The organism is uncultured Photobacterium sp. (assembly GCF_947502415.1).
In the GTDB taxonomy this organism is placed as follows: domain Bacteria; phylum Pseudomonadota; class Gammaproteobacteria; order Enterobacterales; family Vibrionaceae; genus Photobacterium.
This window is the reverse complement of the sequence record NZ_CANMZV010000009.1, coordinates 128,494-149,157: the sequence shown is the minus strand read 5'-3', so window position 1 is coordinate 149,157 and position 20,664 is coordinate 128,494. Positions and strand designations below refer to the sequence as shown.

Annotated in this window: 13 protein-coding genes; 6 read left to right on the top strand and 7 right to left on the bottom strand. The window is 46.3% G+C overall.

Translation table 11 applies throughout. The features are described from left to right. Nucleotides 1-255 precede the first annotated feature (255 nt). The gene (locus tag Q0852_RS11810; protein WP_299018223.1) at nt 256-846 is read left to right on the top strand and encodes an acetate uptake transporter; all 591 of its coding nucleotides are present in this window, start codon (nt 256-258) and stop codon (nt 844-846) included. Nucleotides 847-993: 147 nt separating this feature from the next. Continuing rightward, a complete protein-coding gene (locus Q0852_RS11805; RefSeq protein ID WP_299018222.1) occupies nt 994-1,956 on the top strand; it encodes an ADP-ribosylglycohydrolase family protein in 963 nt (320 codons plus the stop codon). Nucleotides 1,957-2,025: 69 nt separating this feature from the next. Here the strand turns inward: Q0852_RS11805 and Q0852_RS11800 are convergent, their stop codons facing one another. From Q0852_RS11800 to pabB, 4 genes are all read right to left on the bottom strand, one after another. Next, nucleotides 2,026-3,387, bottom strand: a complete 1,362-nt coding sequence (locus Q0852_RS11800) for an L-serine ammonia-lyase (protein ID WP_299018221.1) — start codon at nt 3,385-3,387, stop codon at nt 2,026-2,028. Nucleotides 3,388-3,624: 237 nt separating this feature from the next. Further along, nucleotides 3,625-4,878 carry an aromatic amino acid transport family protein gene (locus Q0852_RS11795; protein ID WP_299018220.1) on the bottom strand — a complete coding sequence of 418 codons (1,254 nt, stop codon included), beginning with the start codon at nt 4,876-4,878 and terminating at the stop codon, nt 3,625-3,627. Nucleotides 4,879-5,068: 190 nt separating this feature from the next. Beyond that, nucleotides 5,069-5,674, bottom strand: coding sequence for a CoA pyrophosphatase (locus tag Q0852_RS11790; RefSeq protein WP_299018219.1), 606 nt, complete (start codon nt 5,672-5,674; stop codon nt 5,069-5,071). Between the two features lie 122 nt (nt 5,675-5,796). Then, nucleotides 5,797-7,200, bottom strand: coding sequence for an aminodeoxychorismate synthase component I (gene pabB / locus Q0852_RS11785; protein WP_299018218.1), 1,404 nt, complete (start codon nt 7,198-7,200; stop codon nt 5,797-5,799). A gap of 309 nt (nt 7,201-7,509) precedes the next feature. Here pabB and Q0852_RS11780 point away from each other — a divergent pair, with 309 nt between their 5' ends. The 4 genes from Q0852_RS11780 (at nt 7,510) to Q0852_RS11765 (ending at nt 14,546) form a co-directional block, all read left to right on the top strand. Continuing rightward, the gene (locus Q0852_RS11780; RefSeq protein ID WP_299018217.1) at nt 7,510-9,018 is read left to right on the top strand and encodes a fumarate hydratase; all 1,509 of its coding nucleotides are present in this window, start codon (nt 7,510-7,512) and stop codon (nt 9,016-9,018) included. A gap of 336 nt (nt 9,019-9,354) precedes the next feature. Beyond that, nucleotides 9,355-10,389, top strand: a complete 1,035-nt coding sequence (locus Q0852_RS11775) for an efflux RND transporter periplasmic adaptor subunit (RefSeq protein ID WP_299018216.1) — start codon at nt 9,355-9,357, stop codon at nt 10,387-10,389. 1 nt (nt 10,390) lies between these two features. Next, nucleotides 10,391-11,476 (top strand): efflux RND transporter periplasmic adaptor subunit, encoded by a 1,086-nt coding sequence (locus tag Q0852_RS11770; RefSeq protein WP_299018215.1) that lies wholly within the window; start codon nt 10,391-10,393, stop codon nt 11,474-11,476. Nucleotide 11,477: 1 nt separating this feature from the next. Then, nucleotides 11,478-14,546: an efflux RND transporter permease subunit gene (locus tag Q0852_RS11765; RefSeq protein WP_299018214.1), complete on the top strand. Its 3,069-nt coding sequence runs from the start codon at nt 11,478-11,480 to the stop codon at nt 14,544-14,546. Between the two features lie 144 nt (nt 14,547-14,690). Here Q0852_RS11765 and Q0852_RS11760 read toward each other — a convergent pair whose 3' ends face one another. The 3 genes from Q0852_RS11760 to Q0852_RS11750 all read right to left on the bottom strand — a co-directional run bounded on the left by Q0852_RS11760 (nt 14,691) and on the right by Q0852_RS11750 (nt 20,630). Further along, nucleotides 14,691-16,538, bottom strand: coding sequence for a CHASE3 domain-containing protein (locus tag Q0852_RS11760; RefSeq protein ID WP_299018213.1), 1,848 nt, complete (start codon nt 16,536-16,538; stop codon nt 14,691-14,693). 860 nt (nt 16,539-17,398) lie between these two features. After that, on the bottom strand, nt 17,399-18,427 hold the full coding sequence (pyrC, locus tag Q0852_RS11755) for a dihydroorotase (RefSeq protein ID WP_299018212.1): 1,029 nt from the start codon (nt 18,425-18,427) through the stop codon (nt 17,399-17,401). Between the two features lie 199 nt (nt 18,428-18,626). Further along, on the bottom strand, nt 18,627-20,630 hold the full coding sequence (locus Q0852_RS11750; protein ID WP_299018211.1) for a methyl-accepting chemotaxis protein: 2,004 nt from the start codon (nt 20,628-20,630) through the stop codon (nt 18,627-18,629). Nucleotides 20,631-20,664: the final 34 nt, after the last annotated feature.

Genomic DNA, 20,664 nt, shown 5'->3' with positions numbered 1-20,664 from the left:
TGTTTATTTTTTTGCTGATTAATCTTTTTTTGTAATTAGCGTGGCTTACATTTTCTAACATTTATCAAGCCTTTGGGTCACAAATATGCTTTACAAATTACAGCTCTAATTTGGTTTTTTTGTCTTTGCTCGATTTTTAGTCTGATTATGGATTGATTTGCTTTTCGTCATCCATTAGAATTCGCCGCGCATTAGAAATGCACCCATTTTTTAATTTTTATTATATTTTTTGAATTACTCCTGTAGGGGACCTCAATGTCTACGAAACTAGCTAACCCAGCGCCACTAGGCCTAATGGGTTTTGGTATGACTACCATCCTTCTGAATATCCACAATGCGGGTTTTTTCCCAATTGATTCCATGATCCTGGCTATGGGTATTTTCTATGGTGGCCTGAGCCAAGTAATCGTAGGCACAATGTGCTTCAAGCGTGGTGACACTTTCGGTACAACAGCGTTCACTTCATACGGTCTGTTCTGGCTGACTCTTGTTGGTCTGATCGTTATGCCTAAGATGGGTCTTCCAGCAAGCCCTGCTGGTTTCATGGGCTGGTACCTGCTTCTATGGGGTGTATTCACTGGTTTCATGTTCATCGGTTCTCTATGCTACCCACGTGCTAAGCAGTTTGTATTTGCTTCACTAACAGTTCTTTTCTTCCTGCTGGCTGCTCGCGACTTCACTGGTAGCGAACTAATCGGTACTATCGCTGGCTTTGAAGGTATTATCTGTGGCGCAAGTGCGATTTACTTCGCAATGGCTCAGGTTCTGAACAACGAATACGGCCGCACTATTCTGCCTATTGGTGAACTGAAGAAAGATAAAGCAAGCCTGAAAGCTGCTGCTTAATCTGACAGATTGAAAAAAAACCTCGCTTCGGCGAGGTTTTTTTATACCTGGAGTTTAGCGGGTGGCAGAAATTGCGCTGTTTCCGAAACCGTTGCCGAAATTGGTATAAGCTTATGATCAGTCTTTTTACCGCAAGAGGGCAGGGATATGGCGCAACGTTATGCGGCTTTGATGGGGGCTCTGGTGGCGGATGCCGCAAGTATGGGGACCCATTGGATATACTCTCCCGAGCGAGTCAGTATGCTCGCCAATCTTCCTCATTTCCCCTTTATTGAACCAGATGCCACGCACTATGAGGGTGTGGATAGTTATTATGCTCATGACAAGCTGACCGCGGGCGAGCTGACGGCCTATGGTGAGTGGCTTGCTCTTTACATTCGGTTGCTTGGCCAGCCAGACACAAATACTCACACTATTCAGCAGCAGATCTTGGATTACTTCGGCCCTGGCGGGGAATTCATCGGATATATTGATAGCCCAACCAAAGCCTTGTTGCTGACTTTGTTCTCCCTTCCTCCAGAGGATTGGCCGGACGATTCTGGCTCTGATGATGATCAGAATCCTGCTTTATGCGCAATACCGGCATTGGTGGCACTGAAGCTGCCATCTGAGCCGTTGGAGCAGGAGATTGAGCGTATCGTCGGTATTACCCACCAGAATGAAACGGCACAAGTTTGCGCCAAAGCATTTGCCTGTGCACTGAATGAAGCTCTGCGCTCTAAGCGGGTGGAACCTGTGTTGAATGTGCTAAAAATAAAAGCTCCTGATGATATCCGGGACAAAATCGAACAGGTGAGGAGCTTGAGTGGTGAGGTAAATGATCTCAAGCATGTGCTGACGATCGCTAATCAAGCTTGCCATCTTGCTGACAGCCTCCCGCTGGCTGCGTGGATACTGCAAAACAGTGAAAGCTACACTGAGGCAATCAAGATGAATATTTTGGCGTCAGGTGATTCTTGCGGGCGAGGTATTCTTATCGGGGCATTGGCCGGAGCCTGTTATGGTTTTGGTGACGAAAAAGGGATTCCGATTTCTTGGGTTACGACGTTGCAGTGTGGTGAAGCGTTGGCTGAAGATATTGAGGCGTTGTTGAAAAAGTCGGGCCTGTGATTTTTAGTCAATAAAAAAGCTACCCGAGAAAGGGTAGCTTTGGGATTTATTATTCAGGTTGTCTGAAAATTAGCAGATAACCTTGATTGCCAGACCACCCTGAGAAGTTTCACGGTACTTGGCATTCATATCTTTACCTGTTTCAAGCATCGTCTCGATAACTTTATCCAGGGATACGCGAGGCTCAGATGAACGGCGAAGAGCCATACGGGATGCGTTGATTGCTTTAACTGCAGCAATACCGTTACGCTCGATACATGGAACCTGTACCTGACCGGCTACTGGGTCACAAGTCAGACCTAGGTTGTGCTCCATTGCGATTTCAGCTGCCATACATACTTGCTCAGGACTACCGCCCATTAGCTCAGCAAGGCCAGCTGCTGCCATAGAACATGCAACACCAACTTCACCCTGACAGCCAACCTCGGCACCAGAGATAGAAGCATTGCGCTTGTATAGGCCGCCGATTGCACCAGAAGCAGCGAAGTAACGGGTGTATTCTTTTGCACCGACCGACTGGATGAATTTATCGTAGTATGCCAGTACCGCTGGGATAATACCGCAAGCACCGTTTGTTGGTGCTGTTACAACACGGCCGCCTGCGGCGTTTTCTTCGTTAACCGCAAATGCGAACATGTTCACCCAGTCGACAACTGTCATTGGGTCGTTGCTTAGTTTTTCGGTAGTCATCAGCTGCTGGCGAAGCGCTGCTGCACGGCGTGGTACACGTAGTGGACCAGGCAGAATACCTTCTTCACTCATACCGCGTTCCATACACTCGCGCATGGTTTTCCAGATATTAGCGAAATAAGTGTTGATTTCGTCTTCGGCGTTCATGGCACGTTCGTTAGCCATAACCAGAGAGCTGATAGACAGACCACTTTCCTTACACTGGATTACCAGCTCTTCAGCTGTCGTGTACATGTAAGGAGCTTTAACATTTGATTCAGATTCTTTACCGAAGTTTTCCTCATCAACAATGAAGCCACCACCGATAGAATAGTAAGTTTTGGTGTAGGCATCTTCATCACCAATCCATGCATGGATGGTCATGCCGTTCTCGTGTAGGGGAAGGTTGGTAGTATGGAAGTTCATACCGCCATCGCGAGGAAATTCTACAGTGTGGCAATGCATACCGACTGGAAGACGCTCAGTTTCTTCAACTCGAGCAATGAAGCCAGGAATGCTATCGATATCAACACGCTCAGGACTGTTGCCTGCAAGACCCATGATGATAGCGATATCTGTGTGGTGACCTTTACCGGTAAGAGAAAGCGAACCATAGACGTCAACGGTAATTTTGGTTACATCACGTAATTTACCCATTGCACGCAGGTCATCGATGAACTCTTTACCTGCTTTCATTGGGCCAACAGTGTGCGAACTGGAAGGACCCACACCAATTTTGTAGATATCAAAAACACTGATCATGCTTATTACCTCAGCCAGGGGAAGCAATCTTGCCTCCGTCCAAGACTGTATAGTTTTATTTATTCTCGCCCCTTCCTTGGCGAGATATTTGAAAAAAAGAGCAGGTAACTCGTGCGTCCCTGCTCTTAAGTATCATCCATTTTACGCTAATTGCCTCAGAAGACTATGCGTTCAAGCACATTTTCTCAGAAGAACCAGCTGTAAAAGATAATTCTTCACTTCGTTTCAGTGACTCTCTTAGAATGCACCGTAAATTACTGAAGTGATTGCAGCAATACCACATAGCGCAGTGAAGATACGTGCTGGTGCAGATGTGCTGTATTTAGCCATTGCTGGTACTTTGTACATTGCAAAGATTGGCATAATGAACAGGATTGCAGCGATCATCGGTGCACCCATTGTTTCAATCATACCCAGGATACTTGGGTTGATTACTGCAACGATCCAAGTAGTGATTACAATGAAACCTAGAGAAATTTTCTCAGCCTTGCTTACTGGCATTTCAGAGCGAGATTTCATTAGGCCTACAAGACCTTCGTGAGCACCCAGGAAGTGACCGAAGTAGCTTGAAGTAATTGCTGCGAAAGCAACTAGAGGGCCAAGCAGAGAAATTAGTGCAGATTCGTGGATGTTTGCAAGGTAAGACAGAACACTGATGTTTTGTGCTTTTGCTGTTGCTAGCTGCTCTGGAGACATAGACAGTACTACAGAGAATACGAAGAACATCACGAAGCCCATCAGCATCATCGCCGCACCGCCAGTGATCATGTCAGTTTTCTTCGCTGCGTCGTCACCGTACACACGGCGCTGCTCTTTAGAGAACTGGCTGATGATTGGGCTGTGGTTGAAAGAGAATACGATGATTGGGATAGCTAGCCAGATAATTAGAGGCATTGAGCTCCAGTCTGGTGCAACTTCCATCATAGAAGTGTTCCAGCCAGGGATCAGGTAAATAGATAGCGCAAGCAGGATGAATACCAGAGGGTAAACCATCGCTGAAGTCGCTTTCAGCATTAGCTCTTTACCGAATACTACACCCGCCGTCATTGCCATGATTAGGCCACCAGACAGAATCCAACGTGGCAGAGATTCCATGCCTAGCTGGTTAACCATGAAAGAGTCTACTGTGTTAGTGATACCAACACCGTAGATTAGAACGATTGGGTAGATAGCGAAAAAGTAAGCAAAAGTGATGATGTTTGCGCCAGTCTTACCGAAGTGTTCTTCTACAGTATCTGTGATATCTGCTTCAGGATTTTTAGCTGAAAGAACAAAACGAGCAAGGCTCTTGTGAGCGAACCAAGTCATTGGTGCTGCAATCAGTGCCAGGATAACTAGTGGCCAGAAACCGCCAGCACCCGCTTTAATCGGAAGGAATAGAACGCCGGCACCTACAGCTGTACCGAACAGTGAAAGGGCCCAAGTAAAATCTTTATATGTCCATCTTGCTTTTTCAGCATTAGCTGAAGTAGAGCTTAATGTCTTATTCATGGTTTATATCCAAAGTTTTGTTACGGAACGGAAATTAGGAACGGCGCGCATTTTGAGGATTTATGAAAGGAAAACTTTGATCGAGATCTCGTTCTGTAACGGGTGTAAATTGCAATACAATTAAAAGTGATCGCGATCACATAAGGTTAGAAGGTAAAATTAGGCTGGTTAACTTGTCGGATTAGATTTGCTAATACCAAAGCTGATTGGAAAGGAGTTTTACCATTTGGGCTGTAGCTCCCCATATTGAGTGGTTATGATACGGAATTGCGTAGATATTCAAATCTGTTCCGTTAATACTAAATCTGGCAGAACGCATATTTACTGGGTTTAATAGGTACTCGATGGGTACTTCGAAGAGGTCGTCAACCTCATTGGGGTCAAGGTCTGGTCTGTAGTTGGCCGAGATTGTTGATACATACGGTGTCACTATGTAACCGCTGATTGTCGGGAGTGAAGGGAGCTGGCCTAAAATACGCTCTCTGTTGCATGAAATCCCGGTTTCTTCTTTGGTTTCTCGAATCGCGGTATCAATAAGATCAACATCTTGTGGCTCATAACGGCCGCCGGGGAAGGCAATTTGACCTGGATGATGTTTAAGGTGGCGGGCACGAAGGGTGAAAACAACGCTATAGGTGTTATGGCGTGGTACGAGTGGGATCAGTACTGCGGCTTGCTTGTAAGTGCGGGGTGATGAACCAGCAGCAGACAACTTAATCCTGGCCGAGTGGCTGGGATCATAGTGTGTTTGTGGGCCGAGCAGGAAGCGTGCTAGCAACTGCTGCTGATCGTTCATAAACCTTCCGTGCTTGTTACTTTGGTAAACTTCTGCGTATTGTAGGCTGGTTATATGACAAAAAAATGAATATCCAGCCGATACACTATGTATTCCCACATCCTGTTAGGCGGAGAAATGGACTACTCCTCTAAGATTGGCAGAATTTTACTCAGTTTGTCCAATGTTTCTTGGTATTCGCTATCAGCTTCGCTGTCGGCAACGACACCGCCACCAGCCCATGCAAACAAGGTATCTTGTTGAGAAACCAAGGTTCTGATCGTAATGCTGGTATCCATACGGCCACACCGGCTGATATATCCGATACTGCCGCAATATATGCTGCGGCGGTGAGGTTCGAGTTCTTCAATGATTTCCATCGCACGGATTTTAGGTGCTCCGGTAATCGAGCCTCCAGGGAAACACGCACGTAATAAGTCAACCGGCGAGTAGGTACTATCAAGTTCGCCCGTTACGGTGCTGACAAGATGGTGGACAGCAGGGAAGCTTTCGATGTCGAATAACTTCGGTACCTGTACAGTGCCAGGTTTGGCAACCCGGCCAATGTCATTGCGAAGCAAGTCGACAATCATCAGGTTTTCCGAGCGGTCTTTGTCTGCATGGTGAAGCTCGTCAGCATATTGCTGATCTTGCTGCTCGTTAATCCCTCGCGGGCGAGTACCTTTGATCGGTTTGGTTTCTACATTGCCTTGGTTGTGTTGTAGAAATCGCTCCGGTGAAACTGAAAGTACAGTGCCTTCAGGCGTGCGGATAAATCCGGAAAAAGGCGCGCCGTTAGTTTGCTCCAGACGAAGGTATGCTTGCCATTCATCACCTTGGTAAGTTGCCTGAAAGCGCTGGGCCAGGTTGATTTGGTAGCAGTCGCCGGATTTCAGGTATTCCTGTACCTGATTAAATTTGTTGCAATATGAGGGCTTGGTCATATTGGCTTTCCAGCGACTTGTTAACTCGAATGTGGCTTTATGTTGTAAAGCGTGATTGGCGTGCTTCAGGTTGAAGGCCGCTTTCCGTTCTTGCAGCCATTGTAAGCGGTCACTGCCTTTGGGGGAGATGAGGTAAAGCTGACGGGTATGGTGATCAGCGATCAGAGCCCAGTCGTAGATCCCGACAGCCATTTCTGCGGCTGAGATATCTTGGTTGGCAATCGGTGTGATTTTTTCAATTCGGCGACCCAGATCATAGGCAAAGTAACCTAGCGCACCACCAATAAATGGTACGTCTGTCATGGGTTTAAGCGCTGGCAATAGTTTTTTTTGGATTTCTTGTAGCAGCTTAAATGGGTCTTTGGTGCTGGTTTTTTCATCACCATTTGAAAAATTAATATGAGTTATTTCACCATGTGTCTCTAAAGTGGCTAAAGGATCAGCAACTAAAATATCAAAGCGATTATCTGGATGATCTTTGGCCGCGGAGCGTAATATCATAGACCACGGCTGGCCCGCGAATGGTTCAAACCACGACAGGGTCGCTTCCTGCGTGTAATCGAGTTGTTCAATATTTAGCAGAGGATGTGATTTACAAATCATTTTCTTTTTTGTGACAGCTGTTCGACTGGCGCATAGCGCGAAATTGTTCGCAAGAGTATCATAAACGCAGAATTTAATACGACGCCCAAGGACGATCCGATGTGTTTTATTTGCTGCTGTTTTAGTAGCGATAGTTCACAAAGGACATCTGCCATGTGGAACATGGCCATGTGATTACATTACGCCTGCATTCTAATCCCTACAGGCAGGTTATGAATAATGTGAATCACTCCCCCTACATTGGAAGCATACTGTAGTGGTAAAAGACAGTCGGGCGCCATGGAATGATAATAATCAACGAGGGCAATTATGACCGTCATCCGCAAACATGATGTGATTAGTAGTGTTGCAGACGCGCTACAATACATTTCTTATTACCACCCGCTGGACTTTGTCCAGGCATTGAAAAAAGCCTACGACAAAGAGCAAAGCAAGGCGGCGAAAGATGCCATCGCTCAGATCTTAATAAACTCTCGTATGTCGGCAGAAGGCCGTCGTCCAATTTGCCAGGATACCGGTATCGTTACTTGCTTTGTGAAGATTGGTATGAATGTGCAGTGGGACAGTGATCTGACCGTACAAGAAATGATTGATGAAGGTGTGCGCCTGGCTTACACCAATCCGGATAATCCGCTACGAGCTTCTGTTGTTGCAGACCCCGCTGGTAGCCGCAAAAATACTCGTGATAATGCACCGGCTGTTGTACATGTTGAAATGGTTCCCGGTGACAAAGTAGAGGTTCAGCTAGCTGCTAAGGGTGGTGGTTCTGAGAACAAAACCAAGATGGTAATGCTGAATCCTTCAGACGATGTGGCTGAGTGGGTTGAGAAGACAGTTCCCCTAATGGGGGCAGGCTGGTGCCCGCCAGGTATGCTGGGTATTGGTATTGGCGGTACTGCAGAAAAAGCGGCAGTGCTGGCTAAAGAATCTTTGATGGAGTCTGTTGATATCCATGAGCTCCAGGAACGTGGTGCGCAAAGTGCTGACGAAAAGCTGCGTCTTGATATCTATAATCGTGTTAACAAACTTGGCATCGGTGCTCAGGGCCTGGGTGGCTTGACAACAGTCCTGGATGTGAAGATCAAGACTGCTCCAACTCACGCAGCTTCTAAGCCGGTATGTATGATTCCGAACTGTGCGGCAACCCGCCACGTGCACTTTACTCTTGATGGTACAGGCCCTGCCGAGCTGGTACCACCTAAGTTGGAAGACTGGCCGGAAGTGACTTGGGAGGTGGGCGAGAGTGTCCGCCGCGTCAATGTTGATGAAGTCACCAAAGAAGATGTTCAACAGTGGAAGTCAGGTGAAACGTTGCTGCTGTCAGGTAAAATTCTGACTGGCCGCGATGCTGCTCACAAGCGGATTCAGGATATGTTGGCAAAAGGGGAAGATTTCCCTGTTGATTTCAATAATCGCTTTATCTACTACGTTGGCCCGGTTGATGCTGTGGGTGATGAGGTTGTCGGTCCTGCGGGTCCTACGACATCGACTCGAATGGATAAGTTTACCGATATGATGCTGGGTCAGGCTGGCCTGACAGGTATGATTGGTAAAGCCGAACGTGGTCCTGCTGCTATTGAGTCAATCAAAGAACACAAAGCCGTTTACCTGATGGCGGTCGGTGGTGCGGCTTACCTGGTTGCCAAGGCAATTAAGAAGGCGCGCGTGGTTGCTTTTGAAGACCTCGGTATGGAAGCTATCTACGAATTTGAAGTAGAAGATATGCCGGTAACAGTAGCCGTAGATGCCGATGGTTCGAATGCGCACCAAACCGGCCCTGATACATGGAAAGTTAAGATTGCCGAACTTGATGGCTAAGCTTAGCTAAGGTTTAGTTCCCAATGATTAATGAAAGGAGCCTCCGGGCTCCTTTTTTATATTTTTTTATTTTTTCTTAGATCTGTCTTGTTCTGATTTTATCTGAAACTTGTTCTGATGTACTCGTCAATAACCGAATGGATTGGTATTGTTCCGCGTTTGTGCTTAATTAATTGTTTTTCTTTCTTTTTAGTGGTTTGTTGGCTTTTCGTACGATTTTATTGGCTACAATATTACCTTACGGATAAGTATTGCCTTCAGGTGATGATTGGTAAGCCAAAGAATGGATTGTGCTTAAAGTCAAAAGCAAAATGAATAATAAAATAGAGGGTTTGTATGGGACGCGCGCTATTAGCCATGGTATTTGCCTGCTTGTTCCTGTCTGGGTGTGGCGAAAAGCAGGCGGAAATACTGGAGCCTGATTCCAGGCCGGTTAAACTCCGGACTGTTTCTGTGGGAAATAATGAGACCTACCGGACTTTTCCTGCCACCGTTGAGGCGGGAGATAAAGCCGTTCTTGCGTTTCGGGTTTCAGGGCAACTGGAAACCGTTGATGTTTTTCCTGGTCAACGGGTGAATCGGGGACAAAAGCTGGCGAGTCTGAAAACAGACGAGCTTGAGTTGCTGGTGGAGCAGGCACAGGCGAACTACGCCCTAGCGTATGTTCAGTTCAAACGAAATAAAGAGCTACGCAAAACAAATGTGGTTTCTGAGTTGGATTATGACCAATCCAAGGCATCTTTGAATCAGGCCAAAGCTTCTCTTGATAAAGCCAAAGCAAATCTTGGTTATGCCACACTGACGGCACCTTATGACGGTAGCCTTTCTCTTTCACTGGTTGAAAACTATGAATATGTCGCCGCAAAAGCGCCGGTAATGCATATTCAGAGTGCCGGCCTGATCAATGTTACCTTTCAGTTACCTGAACAGCTTCTGGCCCGTTATCAAGGAAAATATGATTCTCGCCCAATAGTAACTTTCGACACTATCACTGATAAAAAATTTGATGCCCAGTTTAAGGAAATTGACACTGAAGCGGATGCCAAAACTTCAAGTTATAAAGTGACTTTGTCGATGGAAAAACCTAAAGGCTACAACTTGTTACCCGGGATGGCCGGACAGGTTCGTATTGCCATACCTCGTGGTTCGGCAGGTGCAGTTCCTGAACGAGCCATTATCCGTGAAGGTGAGGACAGTTATGTCTGGCGCGTTGATGAGCAGGGCGTTGTGCATAAGTCCAAAGTTGTGCTGGATGATGACAGGCGGGTGGTCGAAGGTTTGAATGATGGTGACCAGATTGCAACTTCTGGTGTTGAAGAACTGCAGGAAGGACAAAAAGTCAGAGCTTGGGTTAAGGAGCGGGGATTATAAAATGAAGAAAAAATTTATGGCTCCGGTTCTGTTGGGACTGTTACTTGGGCTTCAAGGCTGCGAGCAAAAGGCCGTAGATGAAAGGGTGATTGTTGCGCCAGTGAGTGTGACTGCGGTCAAGCTGGCGAAAAGTGCGCCTAAGCTGACTTTTCCGGCAGTGGCTGCAGCAGCGGATAAATCCAGTTTGTCGTTTCGTATCCCTGGTGAAGTGACCCATATCTATGTGAAACCGGGCGACAGGGTAAAACGCGGCCAGCTGCTAGCCAGGTTAGAACCTACTGATTACAAACTTGAAGTTGATGATGCCCAAGCCAAGTTTAATGTGAGCGATAGCCAATATCGTCGCTCTTCCAAGTTGGTTGAGAAGGGTTTTTTGGCTCAGTCACAATTTGATGAGCTGAAAGCCCAGCGTCGAATTGCTTTAGCAAAACTGAAATTGACTAAGTTACGCCTGACGTTTACCGAACTCAAGGCGCCGTTTGACGGTGTGATTTCCAGGGTGCCGGTTGAACAGTTTGAGAATGTTCAGATTGGACAGGCGATTATGAATATTCACAGCACCGATATGGTCGATATTCTGATTCAGGCTCCGGATATGATTTATTCTCAGAGCACACCGGTAGAGATAGAAAAGTCTAGGCCGGGAGCCAGAGTTGTTTTAAATGACGGTGCTGAATTCCGAGCTTTTTTAAAGGAATATACAACAGAGCCTGATCCTGAACTGGGTTCATTTTTGGTGACCTTGACAATGCCTATGCCAAGAAGGCAGTTCATCCTGGACGGGATGGCGGTTGAAGTGAGAGTTGATGCCCAGAAGCTCAATATTTACCGTTCGGGTGAGCCTGTTATTCCATTCGGAGCCATTTTTAATGAAGATGGCGATGCATTGTCCATGGAAAGTAAGTTTGTCTGGATCCTCAATGACAACAATACCGTCAGCAAGCGTAAAGTCGTTACCGATAAAGTGGTGCCTGATGGTGTACGGTTGCGTGCTGGCCTTGATGAAGGGGAAGTGATTGTGACTGAAGGCGGTAACCGTTTACGAGAAGGACAAGAGGTGAATGTTGTGACTCGGGAGGCTGAATAAGATGAAACAGGATATTGCAGCCTACTTTATTAAGAATAAGGTGATCAGCTGGATGATGACGCTGATCTTTCTGATTGGCGGAACTATGTCCTTCTTCGGGCTTGGGCGTCTAGAAGATCCGGCCTTTACCATTAAAGATGCGATGGTTGTGACTGCTTACCCGGGGGCAACGCCGCTTCAGGTTGAGGAAGAGGTTACATACCCGATAGAGAAAGAGATCCAGCAACTGCCTTATGTGGATGAGGTTAACTCTATCTCTAGCCGGGGGCTATCTCAGATCACCGTGACTATGAAAAACAATTATGGTCCGGATGATTTACCTCAGATTTGGGATGAACTTCGTCGTAAGGTTAACGATTTAAAACCAAGTTTGTCACCGGGGGTACAAGAACCTCAGGTGATCGATGATTTTGGCGATGTATTTGGTATTTTGTTGGCAATTACCGGTGATGGTTATTCCTATAAAGAGTTGAATGATTACGTTGACTATCTGCGCCGTGAACTTGAGCTGATTGATGGCGTTGGCAAGGTTTCTGTAACTGGGGGGCAGCAAGAGCAGGTATTTATCGAAATATCGATGCAGCGTCTGAGTAGCTTGGGGATCTCGCCTCAAACAATCTATAACACCTTACAGACTCAGAACCTGGTGACAAGCGCTGGTGCGGTGCGAATCGGGAATGAGTATATCCGTGTTCACCCTACTGGTGAATTTCAGGATGTGGACGAACTCGGTGATTTGATCATTACCGAAAGCGGTGCCGCAGGGCTGATTTACTTGCGTGACGTCGCAGATATTAAGCGTGGTTTTAAGGAAATTCCGTCCAACTTGGTGAGTTATAACGGTAAGCGAGCCTTGAATGTCGGTATTTCGTTTGTATCCGGCATTAACGTGGTTGAAGCGGGCAAGCGTGTCGAACGACGCTTGGCTGAACTGAAAGAGCAGCAGCCGGTAGGGATTGATATTGGAGCGGTTTACAGCCAGCCAACGGAGGTAGATAAATCAGTCAGTGGATTTGTGGTAAGCCTTGGCCAGGCTGTGGCGATTGTTATCATTGTCTTGCTGTTCTTTATGGGGCTGCGTTCAGGTGTGCTTATTGGCTTAATCTTGCTTCTGACTGTGCTGGGTACATTTGTCTTCATGAAATGGATGGCAATTGATCTCCAGCGGATATCGTTAGGGGCCTTGGTTATAGCCCTCGGGATGTTGGTGGATAATGCCATCGTCGTTGTTGAAGGGGTCTTGATCGGGATGCAGAAGGGCAGAACCCGGATGCAGGCCGCTTCCGATATTGTTACCCAGACCAAGTGGCCGCTGTTGGGCGCGACCGTCATTGCGGTTATGGCTTTTGCTCCAATCGGACTATCACAGGATTCTACCGGTGAGTACTGCCGAACGCTGTTTACAGTACTGCTTGTTTCTCTGATGTTGAGTTGGTTTACCGCTATTTCGTTAACGCCGTTTTTCTCTGATCTTTTCTTCAAAAAGGCAAAGGTTGGTGGTGATGATGAAAATGCAGATCCTTATGCCGGCAAGTTGTTTGTAGGTTACAAGGCATTTCTGGAATTCTGTATGCGCCGTGCCTGGCTGACAGTGATTGTGCTTATTGCCATGCTAGGCGCCAGTTTGTTTGGATTTACACAGCTTAAGCAGTCTTTCTTCCCTGCTTCAACGACTCCGATGTTTATGGTGGATGTCTGGTTACCGGAGGGGACGGATATTCGGGCGACTAACGATACGCTGAGTGAGCTGGAAAAAGTTGTCAGCCAGAATGAGAACGTAACTTATGTTAGTTCCAGTGCTGGCAAGGGTTCTCAGCGCTTCATGCTGACTTACTCACCAGAGAAGAGTTATTCGTCTTATGGTGAGCTTATTATCCGGGTGAAGTCCTTTGAGGATGTTATTCCGGTGATGACTGAATTCAGTAAAGTGTTGGACATTCAACACCCTGAACTGGAATACAAACTCAAGCAAATCATGCTTGGTCCATCTTCCGGTGCTAAGATTGAGGCCCGTCTTGTCGGTCCGGATCCGACTATACTTCGCGGCTTGGCTAAGCAGGTGGTCGATATCATGAATGCTGATCCTGGTGCGTTCAATATTCGCCATGACTGGCGTGAACGTAATAAGGTGCTGGAGCCGATTTTCAATGAAAGCCAGGCGCGCCGTTACGGGATCACTAAAAAAGATGTTGATGAGCTGCTTCAGATGTCTTTCTCCGGGCTGACTGTAGGTATTTATCGTGATGGTACGAACCTGATGCCGATTGTTGCGCGTTTGCCGGATGAAGAGCGTGTGGACGTAACAACGATTGAAGGGATGAAGATCTGGAGTCCGGCAACCGCGGGTTATATTCCGTTGCAGCAGGTGATCAACGGGGTGAACATCCGTTGGGAAGACCCATTGATTGTACGTAAGAACCGTAAGCGAATGCTGACAGTGATGGCGGATCCAAACCCGCTGGGTGAAGAAACGGCTGCGACGGTACAGAAGCGGATCCAATCGCAAATTGAGTCTTTGGAATTCCCTCCTGGCTATTCGCTGGAGTGGGGCGGGGAGTATGAATCATCGGCTGATGCGAAAGCATCGTTATTCCAGACGATGCCGATGGGCTACCTGTTTATGTTCCTAATTACTATCTTCCTGTTCAATAAGGTGAAGGAAGCCCTGATTGTGTGGGCGACGGTTCCGTTGGCAGTTATTGGGGTAACAACTGGCTTGTTGGCGCTGAATACGCCATTTGGCTTTATGGCGCTGCTTGGTTTTCTCAGCCTGTCCGGGATGCTGGTCAAAAATGGTATTGTTCTGTTGGATCAGATTGAAATTGAGATCAGCAGTGGTAAGGAGAAATATCAGGCTGTTGTTGATGCCGCTGTAAGTCGTGTTCGCCCTGTCTGTATGGCGGCCGTGACCACAATTTTGGGTATGATCCCACTATTGCCGGATGTCTTTTTCAAGCCAATGGCTGTGACGATTATGTTTGGCCTGGGCTTTGCCACAGTACTGACACTGATAGTGGTGCCTGTGCTGTATCGTATGTTCCACTCAGTGGTGTTACCAGCCGAAGCGTAATTAATTGTTTTTGATGTTAAAATCCCCTGACAGGTGGCAGGGGATTTTTAATGGCTGGGGGAATATTTAAATATAATCGATAAGTCGGGTATGAATTCACTCTGTTTGATCGTATTGATTAATGTTGTAGTGCTGGCTTTGAAATTACATTTTGAATTGGCCTACGATCCCCTGCAGTGTTGTGGATAGAGTAGCCAGATCATTACTGGACTCTACCGTATTCTCAGCATCAGCAGCACTTTGTTGGGAGATCTTGTTGACTTCGACCATATTTTGATTGATCTGTTCAGCGGTTACACTTTGTTCTTCAGATGCGTTGGCATTTTGTGTGTTCATATCGTTAATTTTGGCTATCACGTCGGTGATGACTGTGAACGTATCGCCGGATTTACCAACTTTTTCTACACTGGACTGAACAAAATCGTTACTTATTTTCATGCTAGATACGACTTCACGGGTACCCTGTTGAAGGTGCTCAATTAATACCTGTATCTCTGAGGTTGAGTCTTGAGTGCGCTTGGCAAGCCCACGGACTTCATCGGCGACAACTGCAAACCCTCGTCCCTGTTCACCCGCACGGGCAGCCTCGATAGCGGCGTTAAGGGCCAAGAGGTTAGTTTGATCAGCAATGCTTCGGATTACGTCAAGGATACTACCAATGTTCTCCGTTTCTTGTGCCAGACCTCCGAGCCTGGCGGAAGTATTACTGATTTCCTTTTCTAATGTGTTGATGCTTTCAACCGTATCTTGAACTACCTGAATACCTGTTTGGGCTTCGCTATTGGCTTCGTTGGCAAACTGCGCTGCCTGAACTGCATTCTGTGCAACTTCCTGTACCGAGATTGACATTTGGTTCATGGCGACAACCACCTGATCAGTGATGTTCAGTTGTTCGCGAACCCCCTCACTGGTACTTGAGGTGGTAGAGCTTAGGTGATTTGAAGCATTATTCAGGCGTTCACTGGCACAGGCCATGTTACCAATGATTTTTTGAAGGCTATCGGCGGTGGTTTGCAGGGCTGTTAGTAAGACTCCAACTTCATTCTTACCACCATGTTCTATTTGAATGGTCAGATCACCTTGGGCAAGCCGCTTGGCGGCATCGACAGCACGACCTATAGGGGTTGTAATACTGTTTGAAATTAACATTCCGAACCCGAAAGAGAGCAAGATTGTAAGCAGCCCGCCAAACAGAATCACGTTGTTCGCCAGTGAGGCGGATTCTTCGGCTGCATTTTGTCGCTCTATCATCAATTCTTTTTCGACTCCGACGATAGTGGCAATTTTTTCGCGCAATCCGTCCATATAGAGCTTTCCTTTTTTTTGGGAAAGCTCTAAATAGAGATTATCCATTCCCTTGAATTGATCCGCATCATGAACCATTGCAATGGCTTTTTCTGCGTAGTTGTTGATCCAGCCGTTGATGTCACTGGCTAGTTTGGTTCCTTGGATTGATGGCAAAAGGTTTGATATGATGTCCTTACCATTAATATATGGGGCTAAAAACTCAGTTTTCCTGTTGAGCATAAAGCCTCGCAGCCCGGTTTCCATATTGATTATGGCCTCAAGGATATCATCCCCGTTCTGACCGTATTTGCCTAAGGCAATTTCTGAACGTATTCCATCCATTTTTTGTTTGCCGATACCGGATGCAATCAGTTTCTTTAGTGACTGATTAGAGCGTTCTCCCTCTCGGATATTTTGTCTGAGTGCTATCAGTTTTTCTGCATAGCTTTCCCAGCTGGCTGCATCTTTTGCGACAGCGTCAAATCGTTTTTGCTGAACAGGGTTGTCACTCGTGAGTTGTTTAACAGTTATCAGGTGCTCCTGGAACATTATTTTCCCGTTGATATAGGGCTCCAGATAGTCATCTTGGCCGCCGATAGCAAAACCTCGTAACCCCGTTTCTTGATCAACCATGGCATTAACCAGCCCGTTGGAATGTTCAATGACCTTATAGGTGTGCTCCACCATTTTATCTGTAGCACTCATGGTCGTTATGGAATTCCAGACAATAGTCAGCAGTATTAACAAAATAGTTGCTGTTACGGCGTTTCCAAATAACAGTTTATTCCTTATTGATACGTTTGATACGTTTGATACGTTTGATATGTTCATATTAAGTCATCCTTAACAAAAATTTCGAATCGCAATTTAATGTTAGGGTGGACTTGTTATTTTGAGATGTTTATTGTCATTGATTGTGATGAAATACATGATAATTTACCGTGTATCAATTAGATTGATTTATCCCCTGCTTTTAATTGAAAAAGATGAGCTCAATATAATGAAGCTAATTAACGTTGTTTTTAATGCCTTTGGGGTGGTTATCGTAGTGCTATGGCTTTGATTTAAAGCTAAGGATATTTGATATATTAAAATGCTATTTTCTTGATTTGGCTTGTAATTGTAATGATTTTTCAACTGGTTAGTTTTATATGGCACTCAAAGCTTGATATAAATTACAGACAAGCTAAATAAAATATGTCAAAGAGGGTATAGGTGCTTTTTGGCAATTTCCGTTATTTTGTAAGGCTGGCAGAAATTAACTGCCTTAAACCTCGATTGAGAGTGCAGATTATTTATAAAATAGTGTCGTTGGATATAATCAGAGGTTAGGTGGTATAAGTGATTCTTATTTCACTTGCTTTAATTGAGTGGTTTATAAATAAAGCGTCATCAAAAATGCGTTACCAAAAATGCGTTACCAACAGTGTTTAATATTTGTCGAATTCAATTGTGATGCTGTCTCTTATACAGTTTCTTCAGTTGATTAGCTGATGTTTTATGTATAAGAGACAGATATTAGTTAGTCTGACTTTTTACCGCTTAATCTGTCTTGGATTGTCGGGTTAAACCACTTTCCAATTAATTTGTTCGCCAGCACGGATAGGGACGACAACATCGCTACCGAAAGACATGGCTTCCGGTACGGTCCAGTTTTCCTTAGTCAGCGTAATGGTATCGGTATTACGTGGCAGGCCGTAGAAGTCCGGACCGTTAAAGCTGGCGAAAGCTTCAAGCTTGTCGAGTGCACCGGCTTGTTCGAAGACTTCGGCATACAGCTCAATGGCTGCATGGGCGGTATAAGAGCCGGCACAGCCGCATGCCGATTCTTTGCGGCCTTTGGCGTGTGGTGCTGAGTCTGTACCCAGGAAGAACTTAGGGCTACCACTGGTTGCCGCTTCAACGAGCGCCTGCTGGTGGGTATTGCGCTTGAGAATTGGCAGGCAGTAGAAATGTGGACGGATCCCGCCAACCAGCATGTGGTTGCGGTTGAAAAGTAAGTGGTGCGCAGTGATTGTTGCTGCCACATTTGATCCGGCATTTAAGACAAACTCGACCGCATCTTTGGTGGTGATATGCTCAACGACAATTTTTAGGTTGGGCATTTTCTCGACGATAGGTGTAAGGACAGTTTCCAGGAACGCTTTTTCACGGTCGAAAATATCGACATCATGCGTAGTTACTTCGCCGTGGATTAGCAGTGGCATTCCTACTTCTTCCATTGTTGCCAGTGTTGGCAGTAGCTTGTCGATAGAAGTAACACCAGAGTCTGAATTGGTAGTTGCACCGGCAGGGTATAGCTTAGCAGCGTAGATATGGCCGGTTGCTTTAGCTTTGTGAATTTCGTCGGGGGAGGTGTTGTCGGTGAGGTAGAGGGTCATCAAAGGAGAGAAATTGCCTTGGGGCTTTTCGGCAAGGATACGATCGCGGTAGGCAAGAGCTGCGTCAGTATCGGTGACCGGTGGAACCAGATTCGGCATGATGATAGCCCGCCCCATATACTGACTGATGTCGCGAACAGTATCTTTTAATACTTCGCCATCACGTAAATGCGTGTGCCAGTCATCTGGGCGTGTGATCGTAATAGTCGTCATAATGCTTCCCTCCCAAAAAATTTGCCCGATTCTAAAAGCATAGTTTTCGTAAGTAAAGGTCAAATATCCAACAATGTATCTGATTGATGATTAAAAGGGCAATCGTTTGCAGGTGTGGCAGGGAAATTAATGATAAAAGATAGGGTATGAAAGACCCCAGGAATTGTATACCCAGGGCCTGAGTTATCACGTCTCTTCTTTAAAGCTTGAATCGCTGCACCAGATCATTTTGCTGGTGAGCCAAGTCATCTAGTTTATTGCTGGCTTCGGCAACTTCCTCCATAGAGCTGTAGTTGGAATCAGCAATCAGGCTGATATCTTCCAGGCTACGGGCGATGGATGCTGTGGTGCTGCGCTGCTCTTCAGCTGCTTGAGCGATCTGTGAGCTCATTTGGCTTATTGTCATGATAATTGTCTTAATCTCTTCCATCGTGCGATTGGCATCAGAAGCCTGGTTGATGCTGTTTTCCATCTCACTGACGCAACCCTGCATAACTGATACGGCCTGACCTGAGCTGGATTGTAGGCGCTGGATCATGCTTTCAATTTCAGCAGTCGAGTCAGTTGTGCGCTTGGCTAGTACCCGTACTTCGTCGGCAACGACAGCAAAGCCTCTGCCTTGGTCTCCGGCTCGCGCAGCCTCGATTGCAGCATTGAGTGCCAGCAGGTTGGTTTGATCTGCGATATTGCGGATCACATCAAGTATTGTGCCTATGTTGCTGCTCATTTCTTGCAGTTTCGATACGGCATGGACTGATTCATCAAGTCGTTCAGATAATTGGTGCGCAGTGTTGATGTTGCGGCTCATTACCTCACGACCGGTATTTGAAGCTTGCTCGACTTCGTTTACCCGTTCCATCGTATTTTGAGCACTGTGCGAGACATCGGTGACAGATTGTTCCATCTCGGTCATTGCCGTGGCGACAGAGGCGGTTTGCTGGCGCTGTTCATTAAGCCTGTGCTTGGCTTGTGAGGTGGTGGACTGATTTTCTTCGGCAACGGCAGTCAGCTCACCTGACGCTTGGCTGAGTTTGCCCAGTACTTCCTGAAGGTTGTCAGCCAACGTGTTGATATGATGGTTGAGTTTGTTGAATTCGATAAACTGGCTAAGGTCACTGCGCTTGGTCATATCCCCATTGGTTAATGCTTCTAATGTTACCAGTGTCGATTCGAGAGGCTTGCGAACACTTTGCGCAAGATACCAACCAATGAATACCGCAAATAGGGTGACAGCAATACCGATAAGGATGGCATTACTAAGGCCACGACTATAAGCCTTGTCGGCATTAGTAATGGCTTTGTCCATATGCTTGTTGGCTTGGGTGCGGAAAGTATCGAGCAAGTTGGTTGCCTGATCGATATCAGCTGCCAGTCTGGCGATATTGTCATAAAGCTGATTACGGGTATCGATATAGCGGAAATGAGCATCCAGTACCCCTCCGGATTTGCCGATATCCAGGGTGTATTGGTCTATGGATTTGTCGAATATTGGTTTGAGCTCGGGGATCATGGAAGACAGCGAGCGGTAGGCGTTATTGAGGTGGTTAACATAACGCTTATTGCCTTTTACCGCCTTTTCGATAAGTGCAATGTCGTCTGTTGCCAGGGCATCAGAGGTGATGGTCTCGGTTTGGCGCAGTTTGACGAAGTAGTTTTTTGCCATCATCTTGACCGAGATACTCTCTTGGTCTTCAACGTACTCTTTCATCCTTATATTCAGCTCGTTATGAAGCTGCTGGAATCGGCGTGCTGATTTTAACCGCTCTTCTTGAGCAAGCAATTGGCTACGGTAGTTGCTCATCGCGGTATGGGCTTCGCGGAAGTAACGTCCTTCCAGAGCGATTAATTCACTGAGGTTGGCACTTAGGGCTTGATTACCGTTGGCGGTTTTGACCAGCTGATCGAGTGCTTCAATAAATACTTCGTGGGCCTGGCTAAAGTTACCTTCATAGGTTGCCATCCGCTCGGGATTTTGACTGGTAAGAAAATCTTTGAAGATTTTATCGGCGGCGAAAAGTCTGACGCTGGTTTGGTTGGACATGGAAACCAACGGAAGCGCATCGGCTGTTACTGTTTCCAGTTGGTGGTGGATGCGATTGGTTCCGTCAAGCATCAGATAAATTGTTGCGGCAAAGAGTAAAACCATTACCGCAAACCCAGTGTACATTCGTCGTATAACTGAGGTGTGTTTCGTAGTCTTCATAATATCCCTAAATAACACCAAATGTGAGCGACAG